At 62.6% G+C, this 20093-nt stretch carries 13 protein-coding genes; all 13 read left to right on the forward strand.

The genetic code is table 11. From position 1 onward, the window contains the following. Positions 1–10 precede the first annotated feature (10 nt). The 13 genes from ACZ5BO_RS29910 (at position 11) to ACZ5BO_RS29970 (ending at position 20062) form a co-directional block, all read left to right on the forward strand. Positions 11–187: a hypothetical protein gene (locus ACZ5BO_RS29910; RefSeq protein WP_003176118.1), complete on the forward strand. Its 177-nt coding sequence runs from the start codon at positions 11–13 to the stop codon at positions 185–187. Next, positions 171–3125 carry a sensor histidine kinase gene (locus ACZ5BO_RS29915; RefSeq protein ID WP_025131275.1) on the forward strand — a complete coding sequence of 985 codons (2955 nt, stop codon included), beginning with the start codon at positions 171–173 and terminating at the stop codon, positions 3123–3125. The genes ACZ5BO_RS29910 and ACZ5BO_RS29915 overlap by 17 nt, the downstream gene beginning before the upstream one ends. A 22-nt stretch (positions 3126–3147) precedes the next feature. After that, a complete protein-coding gene (locus ACZ5BO_RS29920; protein WP_025131274.1) occupies positions 3148–4575 on the forward strand; it encodes a sigma-54-dependent transcriptional regulator in 1428 nt (475 codons plus the stop codon). Positions 4576–5318: 743 nt separating this feature from the next. Beyond that, entirely contained in the window at positions 5319–6716 is a 1398-nt protein-coding gene (locus tag ACZ5BO_RS29925; protein ID WP_025131273.1) for a polynucleotide adenylyltransferase PcnB, read from the forward strand. A gap of 3 nt (positions 6717–6719) precedes the next feature. Continuing rightward, positions 6720–7199 carry a 2-amino-4-hydroxy-6-hydroxymethyldihydropteridine diphosphokinase gene (gene folK / locus ACZ5BO_RS29930; protein ID WP_025131272.1) on the forward strand — a complete coding sequence of 160 codons (480 nt, stop codon included), beginning with the start codon at positions 6720–6722 and terminating at the stop codon, positions 7197–7199. 391 nt (positions 7200–7590) lie between these two features. Beyond that, on the forward strand, positions 7591–8391 hold the full coding sequence (panB, locus tag ACZ5BO_RS29935) for a 3-methyl-2-oxobutanoate hydroxymethyltransferase (protein WP_464697265.1): 801 nt from the start codon (positions 7591–7593) through the stop codon (positions 8389–8391). Next, entirely contained in the window at positions 8388–9248 is an 861-nt protein-coding gene (gene panC / locus ACZ5BO_RS29940) for a pantoate--beta-alanine ligase (protein WP_025131270.1), read from the forward strand. Before panB ends, panC begins: the two co-directional genes overlap by 4 nt. A 413-nt stretch (positions 9249–9661) precedes the next feature. Beyond that, positions 9662–11326: a glucose-6-phosphate isomerase gene (gene pgi, locus ACZ5BO_RS29945; protein WP_025131269.1), complete on the forward strand. Its 1665-nt coding sequence runs from the start codon at positions 9662–9664 to the stop codon at positions 11324–11326. A 127-nt stretch (positions 11327–11453) separates the two neighbouring features. Then, positions 11454–13391 (forward strand): acetate--CoA ligase, encoded by a 1938-nt coding sequence (gene acs / locus ACZ5BO_RS29950; RefSeq protein WP_464697266.1) that lies wholly within the window; start codon positions 11454–11456, stop codon positions 13389–13391. A gap of 52 nt (positions 13392–13443) precedes the next feature. Next, complete coding sequence (locus ACZ5BO_RS29955; RefSeq protein WP_025131267.1) at positions 13444–14310, forward strand: oxygenase MpaB family protein; 867 nt, start codon at positions 13444–13446, stop codon at positions 14308–14310. Positions 14311–14466: 156 nt separating this feature from the next. After that, positions 14467–15645: an acetyl-CoA C-acetyltransferase gene (locus ACZ5BO_RS29960; RefSeq protein ID WP_464697267.1), complete on the forward strand. Its 1179-nt coding sequence runs from the start codon at positions 14467–14469 to the stop codon at positions 15643–15645. A 376-nt stretch (positions 15646–16021) separates the two neighbouring features. Next, complete coding sequence (locus ACZ5BO_RS29965) at positions 16022–17038, forward strand: class I SAM-dependent rRNA methyltransferase (RefSeq protein WP_464697269.1); 1017 nt, start codon at positions 16022–16024, stop codon at positions 17036–17038. A 105-nt stretch (positions 17039–17143) separates the two neighbouring features. Then, positions 17144–20062, forward strand: coding sequence for a DUF748 domain-containing protein (locus ACZ5BO_RS29970; protein ID WP_464697270.1), 2919 nt, complete (start codon positions 17144–17146; stop codon positions 20060–20062). The last annotated feature ends 31 nt before the right edge of the window (positions 20063–20093 follow it).

Consider the following 20093-nt stretch of genomic DNA (forward strand, 5'->3'; position numbering starts at 1 on the left):
AGAGGCCGAGATGTACATCTATCGCTTGGTCCTGCTCCTGGTAGTGGGGATCTATCTGTTCTCCCCCGCCATCATGGATTGGTGGATCGATGCTACTGGCGCCTGGTATCGCCCGTATCTGCTCTGGCTGATTCTGATCGTCGTGACCTTCATCCTGCAGAGCCAAAAAGATGCCGATGAGCTTTAGCCTGACCCAGATGATCCTGATCAGCGCCGCCTACTTGCTGGTGCTGTTCGGGGTGGCCTGGATCAGTGAGCGCGGCATGATTCCACGCTCGATCATTCGCCACCCGCTGACCTACACCCTGTCCTTGGGGGTCTACGCCAGCGCCTGGGCGTTTTACGGCACCGTGGGCCTGGCCTATCAGTACGGCTATGGCTTCCTCTCCAGCTACCTGGGGGTGTCCGGGGCCTTTCTGCTGGCACCGGTGCTGCTGTATCCGATCCTCAAGATCACCCGTACCTATCAGCTGTCGTCCCTGGCGGACCTGTTTGCCTTCCGCTTTCGCAGCACCTGGGCCGGCGCGCTGACCACCATCTTCATGCTGGTAGGGGTCCTGCCCCTGCTGGCCCTGCAGATCCAGGCCGTGGCCGACTCCATCGGCATCCTCACCCATGAACCGGTACAGCATCGCGTGGCGCTGAGCTTTTGCGCCCTGATAACCCTGTTCACGATTTTCTTCGGCTCGCGACACATTGCCACCCGGGAAAAACATGAAGGCCTGGTATTCGCCATCGCCTTCGAGTCGGTGATCAAGCTGATCGCCATCGGCGGCGTCGGTCTCTATGCGCTGTACGGGGTGTTCGATGGCCCGCAGCAACTCGAGCTCTGGCTGCTGCAGAACCAGACCGCCCTCGCTGCGCTGCACACCCCGCTGCAGGAAGGCCCATGGCGCACCTTGCTGCTGGTGTTCTTCGCCTCGGCGATCGTGATGCCGCACATGTATCACATGACCTTTACCGAGAATCTCAACCCCCGCGCGCTGGTCAGCGCCAGCTGGGGACTGCCGTTGTTCCTGCTGCTGATGAGCCTGGCAGTGCCATTGATTCTCTGGGCCGGGCTCAAGCTCGGCGCCACTACCAACCCGGAATACTTCACCCTGGGCATCGGCATCGCCGCCAACAGTCCGGCGCTGGCCTTGCTGGCCTATGTCGGCGGCTTGTCGGCCGCCAGCGGCCTGATCATCGTCACAACCCTCGCGCTCTCGGGAATGGCCCTGAACCACCTGGTGCTGCCGCTTTATCAGCCACCTGCGGAGGGCAACATCTACCGCTGGCTGAAATGGACCCGCCGCGCCCTGATCGTCGCCATCATCATGGCCGGCTACGCCTTCTACCTGCTGCTGGGGGCCGAACAGGACCTGGCCAACCTGGGGATCGTGGCCTTCGTCGCCACCTTGCAATTCCTTCCTGGCGTGCTGTCGGTGCTGTATTGGCCAACCGCCAACCGCCGCGGCTTCATCGCCGGGCTGCTGGCCGGGATTCTGGTATGGCTGGTGACCATGTTGCTGCCGTTGATCGGCAATCTGCAGGGCTTCTATATCCCGCTGCTGAACATGATCTACGTCCTCGACGACACCAGTTGGCACATGGCAGCCATCGCCTCCCTGGCGGCCAACGTGCTGATGTTCACCCTGATCTCGCTCTTCACCAACGCCAGCAGCGAAGAAGCCAGCGCCGCCGAAGCCTGCGCGGTAGACAACGTACGTCGCCCGCAACGCCGGGAGCTGCATGCCGCCTCGCCCCAGGAGTTCGCCACGCAACTGGCCAAGCCGTTGGGCGCCAAGGCCGCGCAAAAGGAAGTGGAACAGGCCCTGCGCGACCTCTACCTGCCCTTCGATGAACGCCGGCCCTATGCGCTGCGGCGCCTGCGGGACCGTATCGAAGCCAACCTGTCCGGCCTGATGGGGCCGAGCGTTGCCCAGGACATGGTCGAAACCTTCCTGCCCTACAAGGCTGGCGGTGAAAACTACGTTACCGAAGACATTCACTTCATCGAAAGCCGGCTTGAAGACTACCACTCGCGCCTGACCGGTCTGGCCGCCGAGCTCGATGCCCTGCGCCGCTATCACCGGCAGACCCTGCAAGAGCTGCCGATGGGCGTCTGCTCCCTGGCCAAGGACCAAGAGATCCTGATGTGGAACAAGGCCATGGAAGAGCTCACCGGCATACCGGCCCAGCACGTGGTGGGCTCGCGCCTGAGCACTATCAGCAATCCGTGGAAAGACCTGCTGCAAGGCTTCATCAACCTGCCGGACGAACACCTGCACAAGCAGCACCTGGCCCTCGATGGCCAGACCCGCTGGCTGAACCTGCACAAGGCGGCCATCGACGAGCCCCTGGCCCCGGGCAACAGCGGCCTGGTGCTGCTGGTGGAGGACCTGACCGAAACCCAGACCCTGGAAGACAAGCTGGTGCACTCCGAACGCCTGGCCAGCATCGGACGCCTGGCCGCTGGGGTCGCCCACGAAATCGGCAACCCGATCACCGGTATCGCCTGCCTGGCGCAGAACCTGCGGGAAGAACGTGAGGAAGATGGCGAGCTGACGGAAATCAGCGAGCAGATCCTCGAGCAGACCAAGCGCATATCGCGCATCGTCCAATCGCTGATGAGCTTTGCCCATGCTGGCAGCCATCAGCACAACGACGAAGCAGTGTGCCTGGCCGAAGTCGCCCAGGACGCCATCGGCCTGCTGGCGCTGAACCGGCGCAATTTCGAAGTGCAGTTCTTCAACCTGTGCGATCCCGACCACTGGGTCGACGGGGATCCGCAACGGCTTGCCCAGGTCTTGATCAACCTTCTTTCCAACGCCCGCGACGCCTCCCCTCCCGGCAGCGCCGTACGCGTCAAGAGCGAGGCTTTCGAGCACACGGTCGACCTGATCGTGGAGGACGAAGGCAGCGGTATTCCTAAGAACATCATGGACCGATTGTTCGAACCGTTTTTCACCACAAAGGACCCTGGGGAAGGCACCGGTCTGGGCCTTGCGCTGGTCTATTCCATCGTTGAAGAGCATTATGGACAAATCACCATCGACAGCCCGGCCGATCCTCAAAGCCAACGCGGTACCCGTATTCGGGTGACTTTGCCGCGTCATGTCGAAGCGACGTCCGCTGTGAACTGAGACCGTCGAGAGAATTGAATCAATGCCGCATATTCTGATCGTCGAAGACGAAACCATCATCCGCTCCGCCCTGCGCCGCCTGTTGGAACGCAACCAGTACCAGGTCAGCGAAGCCGGCTCAGTGCAGGAAGCCCAGGAACGCTTCAGCATCCCCACGTTCGACCTGATCGTCAGTGACCTGCGCCTGCCAGGCGCCCCGGGCACCGAACTGATCAAGCTCGGCCAGGGCACACCGGTGCTGATCATGACCAGCTACGCCAGTCTGCGCTCGGCCGTGGACTCGATGAAGATGGGCGCGGTGGACTATATCGCCAAGCCTTTCGATCACGATGAAATGCTCCAGGCAGTGGCCCGCATCCTGCGAGATCGGCAAAGCGCCGAGAGCGCGCCAGCGGAACGCCCTGTGGGCAAGGCCGGTGCGGTCGCAGACAAGGTGGGTGCCAGCAACAGCAACGGTGAAATCGGCATCATCGGCTCCTGCGCGCCCATGCAGGATCTGTACAGCAAGATCCGCAAGGTCGCGCCCACGGACTCCAATGTGTTGATCCAGGGCGAGTCCGGCACCGGCAAGGAATTGGTGGCACGGGCGCTGCACAATCTGTCCAAGCGCGCCAAGGCGCCGATGATCTCGGTGAACTGTGCGGCCATTCCGGAAACCCTGATCGAGTCCGAGCTGTTCGGCCACGAGAAGGGCGCGTTCACCGGCGCCAGCGCTGGCCGGGCCGGCCTGGTAGAGGCCGCGGACGGCGGTACGCTGTTCCTCGACGAGATCGGCGAACTGCCACTGGAAGCCCAGGCACGCCTGCTGCGGGTTTTGCAGGAAGGCGAGATCCGCCGCGTGGGCTCGGTGCAATCGCAAAAGGTCGATGTGCGCCTGATCGCGGCAACCCACCGTGACCTGAAGAGCTTGTCAAAGATCGGCCAATTCCGTGAAGACCTGTATTACCGCCTGCACGTGATAGCCCTGAAGTTGCCAGCCCTGCGCGAACGCGGCGCCGACGTGAATGAAATCGCCCAAGCCTTCCTGGACCGTCAAAGCGCGCGTGTTGGTCGCTCGGACCTGAAGTTCGCCGCCGACGCCGAACAGGCCATCCGTCATTACTCCTGGCCGGGCAACGTGCGCGAGTTGGAGAACGCCGTCGAGCGCGCGGTGATCCTGTGTGAAAGCCCGGAAATCTCTGCCGACCTGCTGGGGATCGATATCGAGCTGAGCGATCTGGAGGACGATGACTTCGTCGGCCTCGCGCCACAGTCAGGCAGCACCAGCCACGAGCCAACCGAAGACCTGTCTCTGGAAGACTATTTCCAGCATTTCGTCCTCGAACACCAGGACCACATGACCGAGACCGAACTGGCTCGCAAACTGGGCGTCAGCCGCAAATGCCTCTGGGAACGCCGTCAGCGCCTGGGCATCCCCCGCCGCAAAAGCGGAGTCGCCAGCGAAAGCTGAACCGAGGCTGTCGAATCCACGAGTAGATTCGACAAAATGAAAAAAACTGTTACCGCTGCAATTCCACGTAACAAAAGCCGGGACTAAAGGTAACGAAGCCCCGGTTTTTTTTGCCCTGAAAAACACCTCGACTCGCACCTAACCCCTTGTTTTATTGGGGATCACAAAAGTTGGCACGACACCTGCTATATGCTTAGTACAAGAACAATAACAAGCAATGCACAAGACAATAAAAATAAGACGAATCGACTCACGCATAATAAAAACAACACGGCGGAGGCGCAGCTAACTGATTCTTTTGGAGAGGCGTTGTATTTGGGGCGTGCCCCACAACCAGGCCGAGAACAACAAAAACTGCCCTAAGGCAGAGCCTGAACTGGTTGGATCGAAAGGTCATTGCAACTCAGCGATCAAAGCAATCCGTTTGCTCTTGGCTCCCGATTGGGAGGGTCACACTGGGTTAACCAGGTGACAAGGGCGTTTAACAAAAACAAGAAGCCCGAAACCAATAATAAAAATAGAGCACGCAACTATTCTGGGGGAGCTTCGGCTCCCCTTGTGGTTTCCGCCATTCGCATTTTTGCCTTCATGCCCCCCGCCAACCGCCCTAGACCAAGGCTTGGCGCCGACCTACACAAGTAACGGCAGCTTCCTACACCATCCTTCGACTAAATGCTAGAATCCCCGCCCATCATGCGGTCATTCTTCGTTTTGGCCGAACATTCCTTCAAACAGTGCATCCCATGCTGAAGAAGCTGTTCCAGTCATTCCGTTCTCCCTTGCGTCGTACGCAACACAAACGCAGCACGCCTGAAGTGCTCAACAGCAGCCAACATTCGCTGCAACGTGCCCAGTTCAGCCGGTATGCGGTGAATATCGTCGAGCGCCTGCAGAACGCCGGCTACCAGGCCTACCTGGTGGGTGGTTGCGTGCGCGACATGCTGCTCAATATCACCCCCAAAGACTTCGATGTCGCCACCAGCGCCACACCGGAACAGGTCAGGGCCGAGTTTCGTAACGCGCGGATCATTGGCCGCCGGTTCAAACTGGTGCACATCCACTTCGGTCGCGAAATCATCGAGGTCGCGACCTTCCGCGCCAACCACCCGCAAAACGAAGACGACGAGGACAGCAACCAATCCTCGCGCAACGAAAGCGGGCGGATCCTGCGGGACAACGTCTACGGCACCCTGGAAGATGACGCGCAACGCCGCGACTTCACCATCAATGCCCTGTATTACGACCCGGTCAGCGAGCGCATCCTCGATTACGCCAATGGCGTACACGACATTCGCAACAACCTGATCCGCCTGATCGGCGACCCTCGGCAGCGTTACCAGGAAGACCCGGTGCGGATGCTGCGGGCCGTACGTTTCGCAGCGAAACTGAACTTCGGCATCGAGAAGCACACGGCCTCGCCGATTCGCGAGTTGGCGCCCATGCTGCGGGAAATCCCTTCGGCGCGCCTGTTCGAGGAAGTGCTCAAGCTGTTCCTTTCCGGCTACGCGGCCGACACTTTCGAAATGCTGGTGGACCTGCAACTGTTCGACCCGTTGTTCCCAGCCAGCGCCGAAGCCCTGGAGCACAACCCGACCTACACCCACACGCTGATCAGCGAAGCCCTGATCAACACCGACCTGCGGATCAAGCAGAACAAGCCGGTGACCCCGGCCTTCCTGTTCGCTGCCCTGCTCTGGCCAGCCTTGCCGGCCCGAGTGCTGCGCCTGCAGGATCGAGGCATGCCACCGATCCCGGCCATGCAGGAAGCGGCTCACGAGCTGATCGCCGAACAGTGCCAGCGCATCGCCATTCCCAAGCGCTTCACCATGCCCATCCGCGAGATCTGGGACATGCAGGAACGCCTGCCACGGCGCAGCGGCAAACGCGCCGACCAGTTGCTGGACAATCCACGCTTCCGGGCCGGTTACGACTTCTTGCTGCTACGTGAAAGCGCTGGCGAGCAGACCGACGGGCTGGGTGAATGGTGGACCGACTACCAGGACGCCAACGACGCCGAGCGCCGCGAGATGATCCGCGACCTGAGCGGCAAGGATGACGCCAGCGGTGCGCCACGCAAGCGCCGGCGCAGCAGCGGTGCCAAACGCAAGCGTGCGGGCACCTCAAGCGCCTCCGGCGAGTAATAGATGGAACAGATCTATATCGGCATGGGCAGCAACCTGGCGGCCCCTGAAGAACAACTGCGCAGTGCCATCGAGGCCCTGGCGCAGTTGCCCGACAGCCAACTGCGCGGGGTATCGGCGTTTTATCAAAGCGACTCCCTGCTTCCTGGCCAACCGCGCTACACCAACGCGGTGGCGGCGCTGGCCAGCAGCCTGCAGCCGCTGGCCCTGCTCGATGCCTTGCAGGCCATCGAAAACCAGCAAGGCCGCGAGCGCAATGAGCGCTGGGGGCCGCGAACTCTGGATCTGGACATCCTTCTGTTCGGAGATCGACTGATCGACGAACCCCGGCTCAAAGTCCCTCATTACCACATGCAAGCCCGCCCCTTTGTCCTCTACCCGCTGGCTGAACTTGCCCCCGCCGACCTGCAACTGGCCGACGGGCGCAGCCTGCAGGAACTGCTCGCCGCCTGTCCTTTTGTCGGGCTCGAACGCCTGGCCTGACCGCTGAAACGCATCAGTAACGGCGGTAACACTCGCAGCGTAACAATGCGGTAACACATCTAATTGACTTCCCGAGTTCTCCTCACGACTATAGGCGTCCCGTTGCCGCCATCACGGCGTTAAAGGGCGCAATTCAAGCGAGGCTTGTTCGCGGTGACCCCAGGAAACGCAGGCAGAGACAGCTGTGCGGCAGCGGTGACAGCCGCTGGCCTAGCCCCTCTTCTGAGCACAGAATGATGTGCCCGCCCTCCAGGCGCGATCCCGGAACCGTCTTCAAGTCCCTTGGAACCAGGCTGTATAAGCACGACAAAAGACCGTGCGCCTGAATAACGAAGAATCACGCGCGTTACTCGCAGTAGTTTCCAAAGCGCCTGAATGAGGACCCCTTTTCATGCCAGACATCACTCTGACCACCCTGCAAAGCCTCAAGCAGAAAGGTGAAAAAATCACCATGCTGACCTGCTATGACGCAACCTTCGCCCACACCTGCTGCGAAGCCGGTGTCGAAGTCCTGCTGGTAGGCGACTCCCTGGGCATGGTGTTGCAAGGACACGACAGCACATTGCCGGTCAGCAACGCCGACATGGCCTATCACGTCGCAGCGGTGAAACGCGGCAACAATGGGGCGCTGATCCTCGCCGACCTGCCTTTCATGTCCTATGCCACCACCGAGCAGGCGCTGAGCAGCTCGGCGCAACTGATGCAGGCTGGCGCGCACATGCTCAAGATCGAAGGCGCGGCCTGGTTGGCAGACTCTGTCCGCCTGCTGCACGAGCGTGGCGTACCGGTCTGCGTGCACATGGGGCTGACGCCACAGACCGTGAATGTGCTGGGTGGCTATAAAGTGCAAGGCCGCAACGAAAGCCAGGCCCGGCAAATGCGCGCAGACGCCATAGCCCTGGAACAGGCGGGTGCGGCCATGCTGCTGCTGGAATGCGTCCCCAGTGAGCTGGCGGCGGAAATCACCCAGGCGGTGAAGATCCCGGTAATCGGCATCGGTGCCGGCAGCGCCACCGACGGCCAGGTCCTGGTGATCCACGACATGCTGGGCCTGTCCCTCAGCGGCCGCTCACCCAAGTTCGTGAAGAACTTCATGGCGGGCAAAGACAGCATCCAGGCCGCACTGCGCGCCTATGTCGAAGAAGTCAAAGCCGTAACCTTCCCAGGTGCCGAACACGGGTTCTCTGCATGAATACAGTCAAGACCGTACGCGAGCTGCGGGCCGCAGTCGCCCGCGCTCGCAGCGAAGGCAAACGGATCGGCTTCGTGCCGACCATGGGCAACCTGCACAGCGGCCATGCCGCACTGGTGGCCAAAGCCGCCCAGCGGGTGGACTTCGTGGTGGCCAGTATCTTCGTCAATCCGTTGCAGTTCGGTGCTGGCGAGGATCTGGACAAGTACCCTCGCACCCTCGCCGCCGACCAGGAAAAGCTGCTCCAGGCCGGTTGCCATCTACTGTTCGCCCCCAGCGTCGAGGAGATGTACCCCGACGGCATGGCCGGGCAGACCCGGGTCAGCGTTCCACAGCTCTGCGAAGGCTTGTGCGGCGCCAGCCGTCCCGGGCACTTTGAAGGTGTAGCGACGGTGGTCAGCAAGCTGTTCAACATGGTGCAGCCGGATCTTGCGGTGTTCGGCCAGAAGGACTACCAGCAACTGGCGGTCATTCGCGCCCTGGTGCATGACCTGAACATGCCGATCCAGATCATTGGCGAGCCAACCGTACGGGCTGCCGACGGCCTGGCCTTGTCTTCGCGCAATGGCTACCTGAGTGAAGAACAGCGCGCCATCGCCCCGGTGCTGTACCGCAGCCTGAGCCAGATCGCCCAGGCCATCCGCGACGGCGAACGCGACTATCCGAAGCTTTTGGCCGAACACCAGCAACTGCTCGAAGCGGCAGGCCTGCGCCACGACTACCTGGAGATCCGCCAGGCTCAGAACCTGCGGCCAGCCGTTGCCGAAGACCGTGACCTGGTGATTCTGGTAGCCGCCTACCTGGGCGCTACCCGGCTGATCGACAACCTGCATCTGAACCTCGACACAGCGGCCTAACCCCTGATTGCCCGAACGCAGAGCTTCGGGCAAACTGCCGCCGGCTGGGGCCCGCAGCCGTTACCGCGAGCCCCGGTCGAAAACCTGATCAAGGGAAAGTCCCATGCCAGCCCACCTGTTCAAGGCCAAGCGGCATCGCGCAGCAATCCCGGCTCAGGTTGCCTGGATCCATCCCCCGACTTCTCTACACTGAAAACGCCATGCTGAGCTGTTCTGCCTCACAGGTACAAAATAGTACCGGCCACAGGTCGGACAAAGCCAAGACAGAACGGCACGCTGGAGTTACTGTTATCGCCCTGACTGATTAATCGTATCAGCACCGGGCTGACCGAACCGGGTCCTTGGGACCGAGCAGGACGTTCCGGGCTTTTCAGTGTCCAAAAGGCAGTTCAAGCAAAAGGAAAACCGCAGCGATGGCGTACTACCGCACTCCTCACGACGTTACCGCTCTGCCCGCCTGGCAAGCGTTGCAAGACCACCGCCAAGCCATGCAGGATTTCAGCATGCGCGAGGCGTTCAATAGCGACCCACAGCGCTTCAGCCAATTCACCCTGAGCAGCTGCGGCCTGTTTCTCGACTACTCGAAGAACCTGATCACCGGTGAGACCCGCGACCTGCTGGTCAACCTGGCCAAGGAAGTGGGCCTGGCCGATGCCATCAAGTCCATGGTTACCGGCGAGTTGGTCAATGCTTCCGAAGGGCGTCCAGCCCTGCACACCGCGCTGCGCCGGCCAGTGGGCGACAAACTGTCGGTCAACGGCGTCAACGTGATGCCGGAAGTGCACAAGGTGCTGAACCAGATCACCGAGCTGGTGGGACGCATCCATGACGGCCTGTGGCGCGGCTACACCGAGAAGCCCATCACTGATGTGGTGAACATCGGCATCGGCGGCTCCTTCCTCGGCCCGGAACTGGTGTCCGAAGCCCTGCTGTCCTACGCCCAGAAAGGCGTGCGCTGCCACTACCTGGCCAATATCGACGGCAGTGAGTTCCATGAACTTTCGGCGAAGATCCGTGCTGAAACCACACTGTTCATTGTCTCGTCCAAATCCTTCAACACCCTCGAGACCCTGAAGAACGCCCAAGCGGCACGGGCCTGGTACCTGGCTCAGGGCGGCTCCGAGGCCGAACTGCACCGACACTTCATCGCGGTGTCGAGCAACAACGCAGCGGCGGTAGCCTTCGGTATTCGTGAAGAGAACATCTTCCCGATGTGGGACTGGGTCGGCGGACGCTACTCGCTGTGGTCCGCCATTGGCCTGCCAATCGCCCTGGCCATCGGCATGTCCAACTTCAAGGAGCTGCTGTCCGGTGCCTACACCATGGACCAGCACTTCCAGAGCGCGCCATTCGAACAGAACATGCCGGTGCTGCTGGCTCTGCTAGGCGTGTGGTACGGCAATTTCTGGGGTTCGCAGAGCCATGCGATCCTGCCGTACGATCACTACCTGCGCAACATCACCAAGCACCTGCAGCAACTGGACATGGAATCCAATGGCAAGAGCGTGCGCCAGGACGGCACCCCGGTTGACACCGATACCGGGCCAGTGATCTGGGGTGGTGTCGGCTGCAACGGGCAGCACGCCTACCACCAGTTGCTGCACCAGGGCACCCAGCTGATTCCGGCCGACTTCATCGTGCCGATCGTCAGTTTCAACCCGGTGGCCGACCACCACCAGTGGCTGTACGCCAACTGCTTGTCCCAGAGCCAGGCCCTGATGCTGGGCAAGACCCGCGCCGAAGCCGAAAGCGAGCTGCGGGAAAAGGGCATGAGTGAGGCCGAGGTGGCCAAGCTCGCGCCGCACAAAGTCATTCCTGGCAACCGCCCGAGCAACACCCTGGTGGTGGAGCGCATCAGCCCGCGGCGCCTTGGCGCTCTGGTGGCGCTGTACGAACACAAGGTCTTCGTGCAAAGCGTGATCTGGGGCATCAATGCCTTCGACCAGTGGGGCGTGGAGCTTGGCAAGGAACTGGGCAAGGGCGTCTACAACCGCCTGACCGGCAGCGACGAAAGCCTCGCTGACGATGCCTCGACCCAAGGCCTGATCAACTACTTCCGCGGTCGTCACCGCGGCTGATCGACCTTGTCTGTCCCGGGAGCCGGTACACCGGCTCCTGTCAGGGCCCTGCCCTGCCCCCCTTGAACCTTCCTGACACTTGTGCGCACCCTTATGACTTGTCGCAAAACAAGAATAAGGATCCGTCATGTTCGATATCAGCACTTTTCCGAAAGCCGATGCCGTCCGCCGGGCGGCGCAAATGAGTCAGGACGACTACCAGCACCTCTACCGTCAATCCATTGAACAGCCCGATGCGTTCTGGGCTGAACAAGCCCGGCGCTTCCTGCACTGGAGCAGCCCCTGGGACAGCGTGCACAGCCACGACATGCGCACCGGCGAGGCCAGCTGGTTCCGCGGAGGCAAACTCAATGTCAGTGAGAACTGCATCGATCGTCATCTGGAAAAACGCGGCGATCAGGTGGCGATCATCTGGGAAGGTGATAACCCCGACGAGGCTATCCGCATCACCTACCAGCAACTCCACGACCATGTCTGCCGCCTGGCCAACCTGCTGAAAGGCCGTGGCGTGAAGAAAGGCGACCGGGTCTGCATCTACATGCCGATGATTCCCGAGGCGGCCTACGCCATGCTCGCTTGTACCCGGATCGGTGCCGTGCATTCGGTGGTATTCGGCGGTTTCTCGCCGGAAGCCCTGCGCGACCGGATTCTCAATGCCGATTGCCACACCGTGATCACAGCCGACGAAGGCGTGCGCGGTGGCAAGCTGGTACCGCTGAAGAACAACGTCGACAAGGCCTTGCTCAGCTGCCCGGACGTCAGCAGCGTGGTGGTGGTCCAGCGCACCGGCACGCCGGTGAACTGGGTGCAGGGCCGCGATATCCACTACCAGCAGGCCATGGTCACCGCCAGCACCGAGTGCGCGCCCGAGCCGATGGACGCCGAGGACCCGCTGTTCATCCTCTACACCTCCGGCAGCACCGGCAAACCCAAGGGCGTGCTGCACACCACCGGCGGTTACCTGTTGCAAGCCGCCCTGACGTTCAAGTACGTGCTGGACTACCGCGACGGCGAGGTCTTCTGGTGCACCGCGGACGTCGGCTGGGTGACCGGCCACAGCTACATCCTCTACGGACCACTGGCCAACGGCGCCACCACCCTGATGTTCGAAGGCGTGCCCAACTACCCCACCACCTCGCGTTTCTGGGAGGTGGTCGACAAGCATCAGGTGAACATTTTCTACACCGCGCCCACTGCCTTGCGGGCCTTGATGCGCGAAGGCAACGAACCGGTGCAGCGCACCTCCCGCAGCAGCCTGCGCCTGCTGGGCAGCGTCGGCGAGCCGATCAACCCGGAAGCCTGGGAGTGGTATTTCAATGTCGTGGGCGAGCAGCGCTGCCCGATTGTCGACACCTGGTGGCAGACCGAGACCGGCGGCATCATGCTCAGCCCCCTGGTCAGTGCCCAGCAGATCAAGCCCGGCTGCGCCTCGACCCCGATGTTCGGCGTGCAACCGGTACTGCTGGACGACCAGGGCAAGGAAATCCACGGTGCCGGCAGCGGCATTCTGGCGATCAAGGCCAGTTGGCCGGCACAGATCCGCAGCGTCTACGGCGATCCCAAGCGCATGGTCGAAACCTACTTCGCCCCCTACCCCGGGTACTATTTCACCGGCGATGGTGCACGTCGCGACGAGGACGGCAGCTACTGGATCACCGGGCGTATCGATGACGTGATCAACGTTTCCGGGCACCGCATCGGCACCGCCGAGGTGGAAAGCGCCCTGGTACTCCACGACAGCATCGCCGAAGCGGCGGTGGTGGGTTACCCCCATGACCTCAAGGGGCAAGGGATCTACGCCTTTGTCACCCCCATGCAGGGGGTCGAACCCGACGAGGCTCTGCAAAAGGAACTGCTGGCCCTGGTCAGCCGCGAGATCGGCAGTTTTGCCAAGCCGGAGCTGATCCAGTGGGCACCGGCCTTGCCGAAAACCCGTTCCGGCAAGATCATGCGGCGTATCCTGCGCAAGATTGCCTGCAACGAACTCGACACCCTGGGCGATACCTCGACCCTGGCAGACCCCAGCGTAGTGGACGGTCTGATCGACAAGCGCCTGAACGCTTGAAACCGGCGCGGCCCAGGCCGCGCCCCCTTTTCAATTCCTGTGCCGAGTTGTCATGGAATTCATTCGCAGCCGTATCGAAAGCCAGGTCATGAGTTTGTCCGGCCTCTCCCTGGGCCAGCTCGACCTGGAAAATCCCAAGGGTGATCCCGGCCTGTTCGGGCCGGGCTCCGTCAGTTGGCAAGTGCACGCCGACTTCGGCAGCATGCTGATCGGCGGCATCAGCGCCCTGCTGATGCAGGCCCTGCACCCTCTGGCCCTGGCCGGCGTCTGGGACCACTCGAACTTTCGCCAGGACATGATCGGCCGCCTGCGCCGTACAGGGCAGTTCATCTCCGGCACCACCTTCGGCGCCCGTCAGGACGCCGAGTGGCTGATCGACAAAGTACGCACCATTCACCTGCAGGTCGTGGGCACGGCGCCCGATGGTCGCCCCTATGCCGCCAGCGATCCCGACCTGCTGACCTGGGTGCACGTGGCTGAGGTCAGCAGCTTTCTGGCCGCCCACTTGCGCTACCTCAATCCCCACCTCTCGGGGGCCGACCAGGACCGCTACTACGACGAGATCGCCCTGATTGCCGAGCGCCTCGGCGCCCGGGACGTGCCTCGCTCACGGCGCGCCATCGCCGATTACCTGCAGGCCATGCGCCCGCAACTGCTCTGCGACCAACGCAGCCGCGAAGTGCTGCGCCTGCTGCTCGCCGCGCCGGCGCCCAGCCGCCTGGCCAAGCCCTTTGGTGCCTTGATGATGCAGGCCGGGATCGACCTGCTGCCGGACTGGGCCAGCCACATGCTCGAGGTCAATCAGAACCCGCTGCAACGCCAACTGATCCGTGCCAGCGTCAAGCGCAGCACCCCCATGCTGCGCTGGGCCGTGCGCGACAGCTCGGTGCACAGGGCGAGACGGCGCATGGGCCTGTAACTCGCCGACCGGCCATGCACAACACGACCGACCGGTTCGCGATTGGCCGGCCCTTAGCGTTGTGTGCAACCATGATTTCCCCTACTTCGTGCACCTGCGCAGGACGGCAAGCCCAGCTCGACGCAGGTCCCCGTCACCGAGAACAAGGCCCCCATCATGCAAGACGTCGTCATCGTTGCCGCCACCCGCACCGCCGTGGGCAGTTTCCAGGGCTCCCTGGCAAACATTCCCGCCGTTGACCTGGGCGCCGCGGTCATTCGCCAACTGCTGGCCCAGACCGGCATCGACCCGGCCCAGGTCGACGAAGTGATCATGGGCCAGGTGCTCACCGCCGGCGCCGGGCAGAACCCCGCCCGCCAGGCCGCGATCAAGGCCGGCCTGCCCCACGCCGTGCCCGCCATGACCCTGAACAAGGTCTGCGGCTCTGGTCTCAAGGCCCTGCACCTGGGCGCTCAGGCGATCCGCTGCGGCGATGCCGAAGTGATCATCGCCGGCGGCCAGGAAAACATGAGCCTGTCCAACTACGTGCTGCCCGGCGCCCGCACCGGCCTGCGCATGGGCCACAGCCAGATGGTCGACAGCATGATCAGCGACGGCCTGTGGGACGCCTTCAACGACTACCACATGGGCATCACCGCCGAGAACCTGGTGGAGAAATACGGCATCAGCCGTGAAGCCCAGGACGCCTTCGCCGCCGCCTCCCAGCACAAAGCCGCCGCGGCCATCGAGGCCGGGCGCTTTGTCGACGAGATCACCCCGATCCAGATTCCCCAGCGCAAGGGCCAGCCGCTGACCTTCGCCACCGACGAACAACCGCGCCCCGGCACCACCGCCGAGGCCCTGGCCAAGCTCAAGCCGGCGTTCAAGAAAGACGGCAGCGTCACCGCCGGCAACGCCTCGGCGCTGAACGACGGCGCCGCCGCGGTGATGCTGATGAGCGCCAGCAAGGCCCGGGCCCTGGGCCTGCCGGTACTGGCGACAATCGCCGCCTACGCCAACGCCGGCGTCGACCCGGCGATCATGGGCATCGGCCCGGTCTCGGCCACCCGCCGCTGCCTGGACAAGGCCGGCTGGACCCTGGACCAGCTGGACCTGATCGAAGCCAACGAAGCCTTCGCCGCCCAATCGCTGTCGGTGGCCAAGGAACTTGAGTGGGATGCGAACAAGGTCAACGTCAATGGCGGCGCGATTGCCATCGGCCACCCGATCGGCGCCTCGGGCTGCCGGGTGCTGGTGACCCTGCTGCACGAGATGATCAAGCGCGATGCCAAGAAAGGCCTGGCGACCCTGTGCATCGGCGGCGGCCAGGGCGTGGCATTGGCAATCGAACGCTAACCTGCAAAACCCGCCCCCTGTAGGAGCTGGCTTGCCAGCGAAGGCGTCCGTGAGATCGCTTTTGCCAGCAAGCTGGCTCCTACAGGCAAGGCATCCGTGAGACCGCTTTCGCCAGCAAGCTGGCTCCTACAGGCAAGGCGTCCGTGAGACCGCCTTCGCCAACAAGCTGGCTCCTACAGGCAAGGCGTCCGTGAGACCGCTTTCGCCAGCAAGCTGGCTCCTACAGGCAAGGCGTCCGTGAGACCGCCTTCGCCAGCAAGCTGGCTCCTACAGGCAAGGCGTCCGTGAGATCGCTTTCGCCAGCAAGCTGGCTCCTACAACAGGCGGGACGCTGGTAAACTGCCGCGCCTCACTCCTCAGCTCCAAGGCGCCTCGCATGTCCTCCTTGAATCAGGCGCTGCGCGCCGCCCTCGATCACCGCCAGGACCTGCTCGCCGAGCTGCATCAGCAAGGCACCGACTGCTATCGCCTGTTCCATGGCAGCCAGGAAGGCGCCGCAGGCCTGACCATCGACCGCTATGGCCCGCAATTGCTGGTACAGAGCTTTCACCAGCCCCTGGAGCGCGATGACCTGCTGCAACTGCATGAGACCATCAATCAGCGGCTGAACCTGCCGACCCTGCTGGTCTACAACGATCGCTCCCGGGGCAACTCGCGCATCGACCGTGAAGACCAGGTATACCGTGCTGAAGATCCAGCCCTGGCAGACCTGGTCGGCCACGAATGGGGCCTGAACTATCGGGTTCGCGGCCGTCACGCCGGGCAGGACCCCCTGCTGTTTCTCGATCTGCGCAACGCTCGTGGCTGGGTCAAGCAGCACAGTGCCGGGAAAAGTGTGCTCAACCTCTTCGCCTATACCTGCGGCGTCGGCCTCAGTGCCGCGGCCGGAGGCGCCCGGGAGGTCTGCAACCTGGACTTCGCCGAAGGCAACCTCGCGGTAGGACGGGAAAACGGTCGGCTCAATCCGCAGTTGCCCGAGATGCAGTTCGTGCAATCGGACTATTTCCCGGCGATTCGCCAACTGGCCGGCCTGCCCATCAGCCAGCGACGCGGGCAGAAGCTGCCCAGCTATCCACGCCTGGAACAACGCCAGTACGATCTGGTGCTGCTCGATCCGCCCGCCTGGGCCAAGAGCGCCTTCGGCACCGTCGACCTGCTGCGCGATTACCAGAGCCTGCTGAAACCGGCGCTGCTGGCGACCGCAGAAGGTGGCGTACTGATCTGTTGTAACAACCTGGCCAAGGTGGGGATGCAGGACTGGCGTGAACAGGTGCTGCGCTGCGCCGAGAAAGCCGGGCGGCCGGTGCGTGAGTGCCAGGTCCTGGCTCCGGCTGCGGACTTCCCTTCCCGGGACGGACAGCCACCGCTGAAAACCCTGATCCTGCAACTTTGATCAAGAGCAGGAAATCTGAACAATCCTGAAGTCTGCAAGGGTTTCGGAACCGTAAACGCGTGCCATACTCCAAGACACTTCCGATTCAGATAGATGAAGCCTCGCATGACCAAAGGATTGATTCGCGCCGTTGGCGCCTTGTTGACCGCTCTCGCCCTTTACAGTCTGCTGGGTTTCCTGATTTTGCCGGGCATTGCCTTGCGAGTGGCCAATCAGCAATTGGCCAACTACGCCACGACCCCGGCCCATATCCAGCGGATTGAACTCAACCCCTTCAGCCTGGAGCTGACCCTCTGGGGCCTGAACATCGGTGAACCGGGCAAGGAGCAGGTGGCCTTCGAGCGCCTCTACGCCAATCTGCAACTGGACAGCCTGTGGACCCGCGCCCTGCACCTGGCAGACGTCGAGCTGGATCAGCCCAAGACCGAAATCCTCTTCGACAAGGAAGGCAAGCTCAACCTGCTGGCCCTGTTCAAGCTGCCCGCCAGCGAACCGACCCCGAGCGACCCCGATGCCAAGCCGTTCCCGGTGCGTATCGAACGCATCAAACTGGCCGGTGGCTACCTGCACTTCCAGGACCTGCGCCCGAGCGAACCCATCGAGTTCATCTACAACAAGCTCGATTTCGAATTGAAGAACCTCAGCACCCTGCCCGACGACAGCGCCGACATGACCCTGGTGGCCACCGGCCCCGAGGGCGGCCAGATCGACTGGAGCGGCAACTTCAGCGTAACGCCGCTGACTTCCGAGGGCACACTGAAGGTCACCGACGGCAAGATGAAAGCCTGGTGGCCCTATGTCCGTGACGCCGTGCCCCTGGTCCTTGAAAACGGTGTGGTGAATCTCAGCACTCACTATAAATTCAGCCTGGCCAAGGAAACCGAACTGCTGCTGGACAACACCTCGCTGAGCATTGCGCCATTCGCCATCCAGGCCCCGGATGGCCGTCCGCTGGCTCGCCTGGAGCGCCTGGATGTCAGCGAAACCACAGTGGACCTGGCCAAGCAGCAAGTGATCGTCGGCAAGATCCGCAGCCAGAAGTTGGAGACCTGGGCCGCCCGTGAAGCTGACGGTCAACTGGACTGGCAGAAACTCTTCGCCAGTCAGCCCGCCAAGCCGGCCCCCAAGCCCGAGCCAGCCACCGCCGAACCACCCAAGGAGCCGGCGCCGCCCAGCAAGCCTTGGCAGGTATTGCTCAAGGACGTCGAACTGCGCAATTACCAGGTGCACCTGGCCGACCGCCAGGTCAAGCCGGCGGTCGCCCTGGAGCTGGGTCCGCTGAACCTGGACCTGAAGAATTTCGACAGCCTCAACCAGTCGCCCTTCAGCCTCAAGCTCGATACCGGCCTGGGCAAGCAAGGCAGGATCAGCGCCAATGGCGAGGTCAACCTCAACCCGATCACGGCCAAGCTCAAGGTCCAGACCAAGGATATCGACCTGCGCGTCGCCCAGTCCTACATCAGCCCCTTCATTCGCCTGGAACTGCGCAGCGGCATGCTCGGCAGCGACCTGGCAGTGGACCTGAAGAAAGTCGAACCGCTGACCTTCAGCGTCACCGGACGGGCCGAGGTGGAGCAACTGCACACCCTCGACACCCTGAAGAACCGGGACTTCGTGAAGTGGCAGAAAGTCGTGGTCGAAGGCCTCAACTATCAGCATGACGACAGCCTTTCGATCACCCGTATCAACCTGACCCAGCCCTATGCGCGCTTCATCATCAACGATGACCGCACCACCAACGTCGACGACCTGCTGATTCCCCAACCGGCCAGTAACGCCCCCAAGAGCACGGCCAAGGCCCCCGCCAGCCAGGGCAAGGCGCTGGGCATCCATATCGGCGGCATTGCCATCAACGACGGCTCGGCCAACTTCGCCGACCTGACCCTGACCCCGAACTTCGCCACGGCCATCCAACAACTCAACGGCCAGATCGGCACCATCGACAGCCGCCAGTCCAAACCCGCCGACGTGGACGTCAAGGGCAAGGTCGACCGCTATGCACCCGTGACCATCAAGGGCAGCGTCAACCCGTTCGACCCCATGGCCGCCCTGGATATCGCCACCAGTTTCAAGCGTGTGGAACTGACCACCCTGACCCCTTACTCCGGGAAGTTCGCCGGCTACCGTATTCGCAAGGGGCGCCTCAACCTCGACCTGCACTACATGATCACCAAGGGCCAGCTCAAGGCCGAGAACAAACTGGTGGTGGAGCAATTGCAGTTGGGTGAGAAAGTCGACAGCCCGGATGCCGTGGACCTGCCGATCCGCCTGGCGGTGGCCCTGCTCAAGGACACCGACGGCAAGATCTCCATCGAGCTGCCGATTTCCGGCGACCTGAACAACCCGCAGTTCAGCGTGATGCCGATTGTCTGGCAGACCTTGCGCAACCTGGTATTGCGCGCGGCAGAAGCGCCCTTCAAGTTCATCGGTGGCCTGATCAGTGGCGGTGGCTCGGAAGACTTGAGCAGTGTTTCCTTTGCGCCGGGCTCCAGTGAATTGAGCAAGGAATCGGAGTCGGCACTGACCACCCTGGCCAAGGCCCTCAAGGAGCGCCCGGCCCTGCGCCTGGAAATCGAAGGCACCAGCGCCCAGAGCAGCGACGGTCCGTTGATTGCCCAGCAGCGTCTCGAGCGTGAATACCAGTACAACTACTACAAGATCCTCCAGCGCCGTGGCGACAAGGTGCCAGCCCAGGCCTCCCTGCTGCAGGTGCCGGACGGCGAAAAAGCTCCGCTTCTGGAAGGCATCTACCGCACCCGCCTGAAGCAGCAGCCGCCCGCCGAATGGGCTCAGCTGAGCCGTGACGAACGCAGCGCCAAACTGCGTGAAGGCCTGATCAAGTTCTGGGGCGCCAGCGATGTGCTGCTGCGCCAACTGGGCCAGGAGCGTGCCAGCAGCATCAAGGACTTCCTGGTGGACAAGGGCCAGTTGGCCGATGACCGGGTCTACTTCATCGATGCCAACCTGGGCCAGGCCGAGAGTGACGGCCGAGTGATCACGCCCCTGCACCTGGACAGCGAATAAGACCAGCGCCGAGCCGGACCAAAGGCTTTCC

This window comes from Pseudomonas sp. FFPRI_1 (assembly GCF_055384485.1).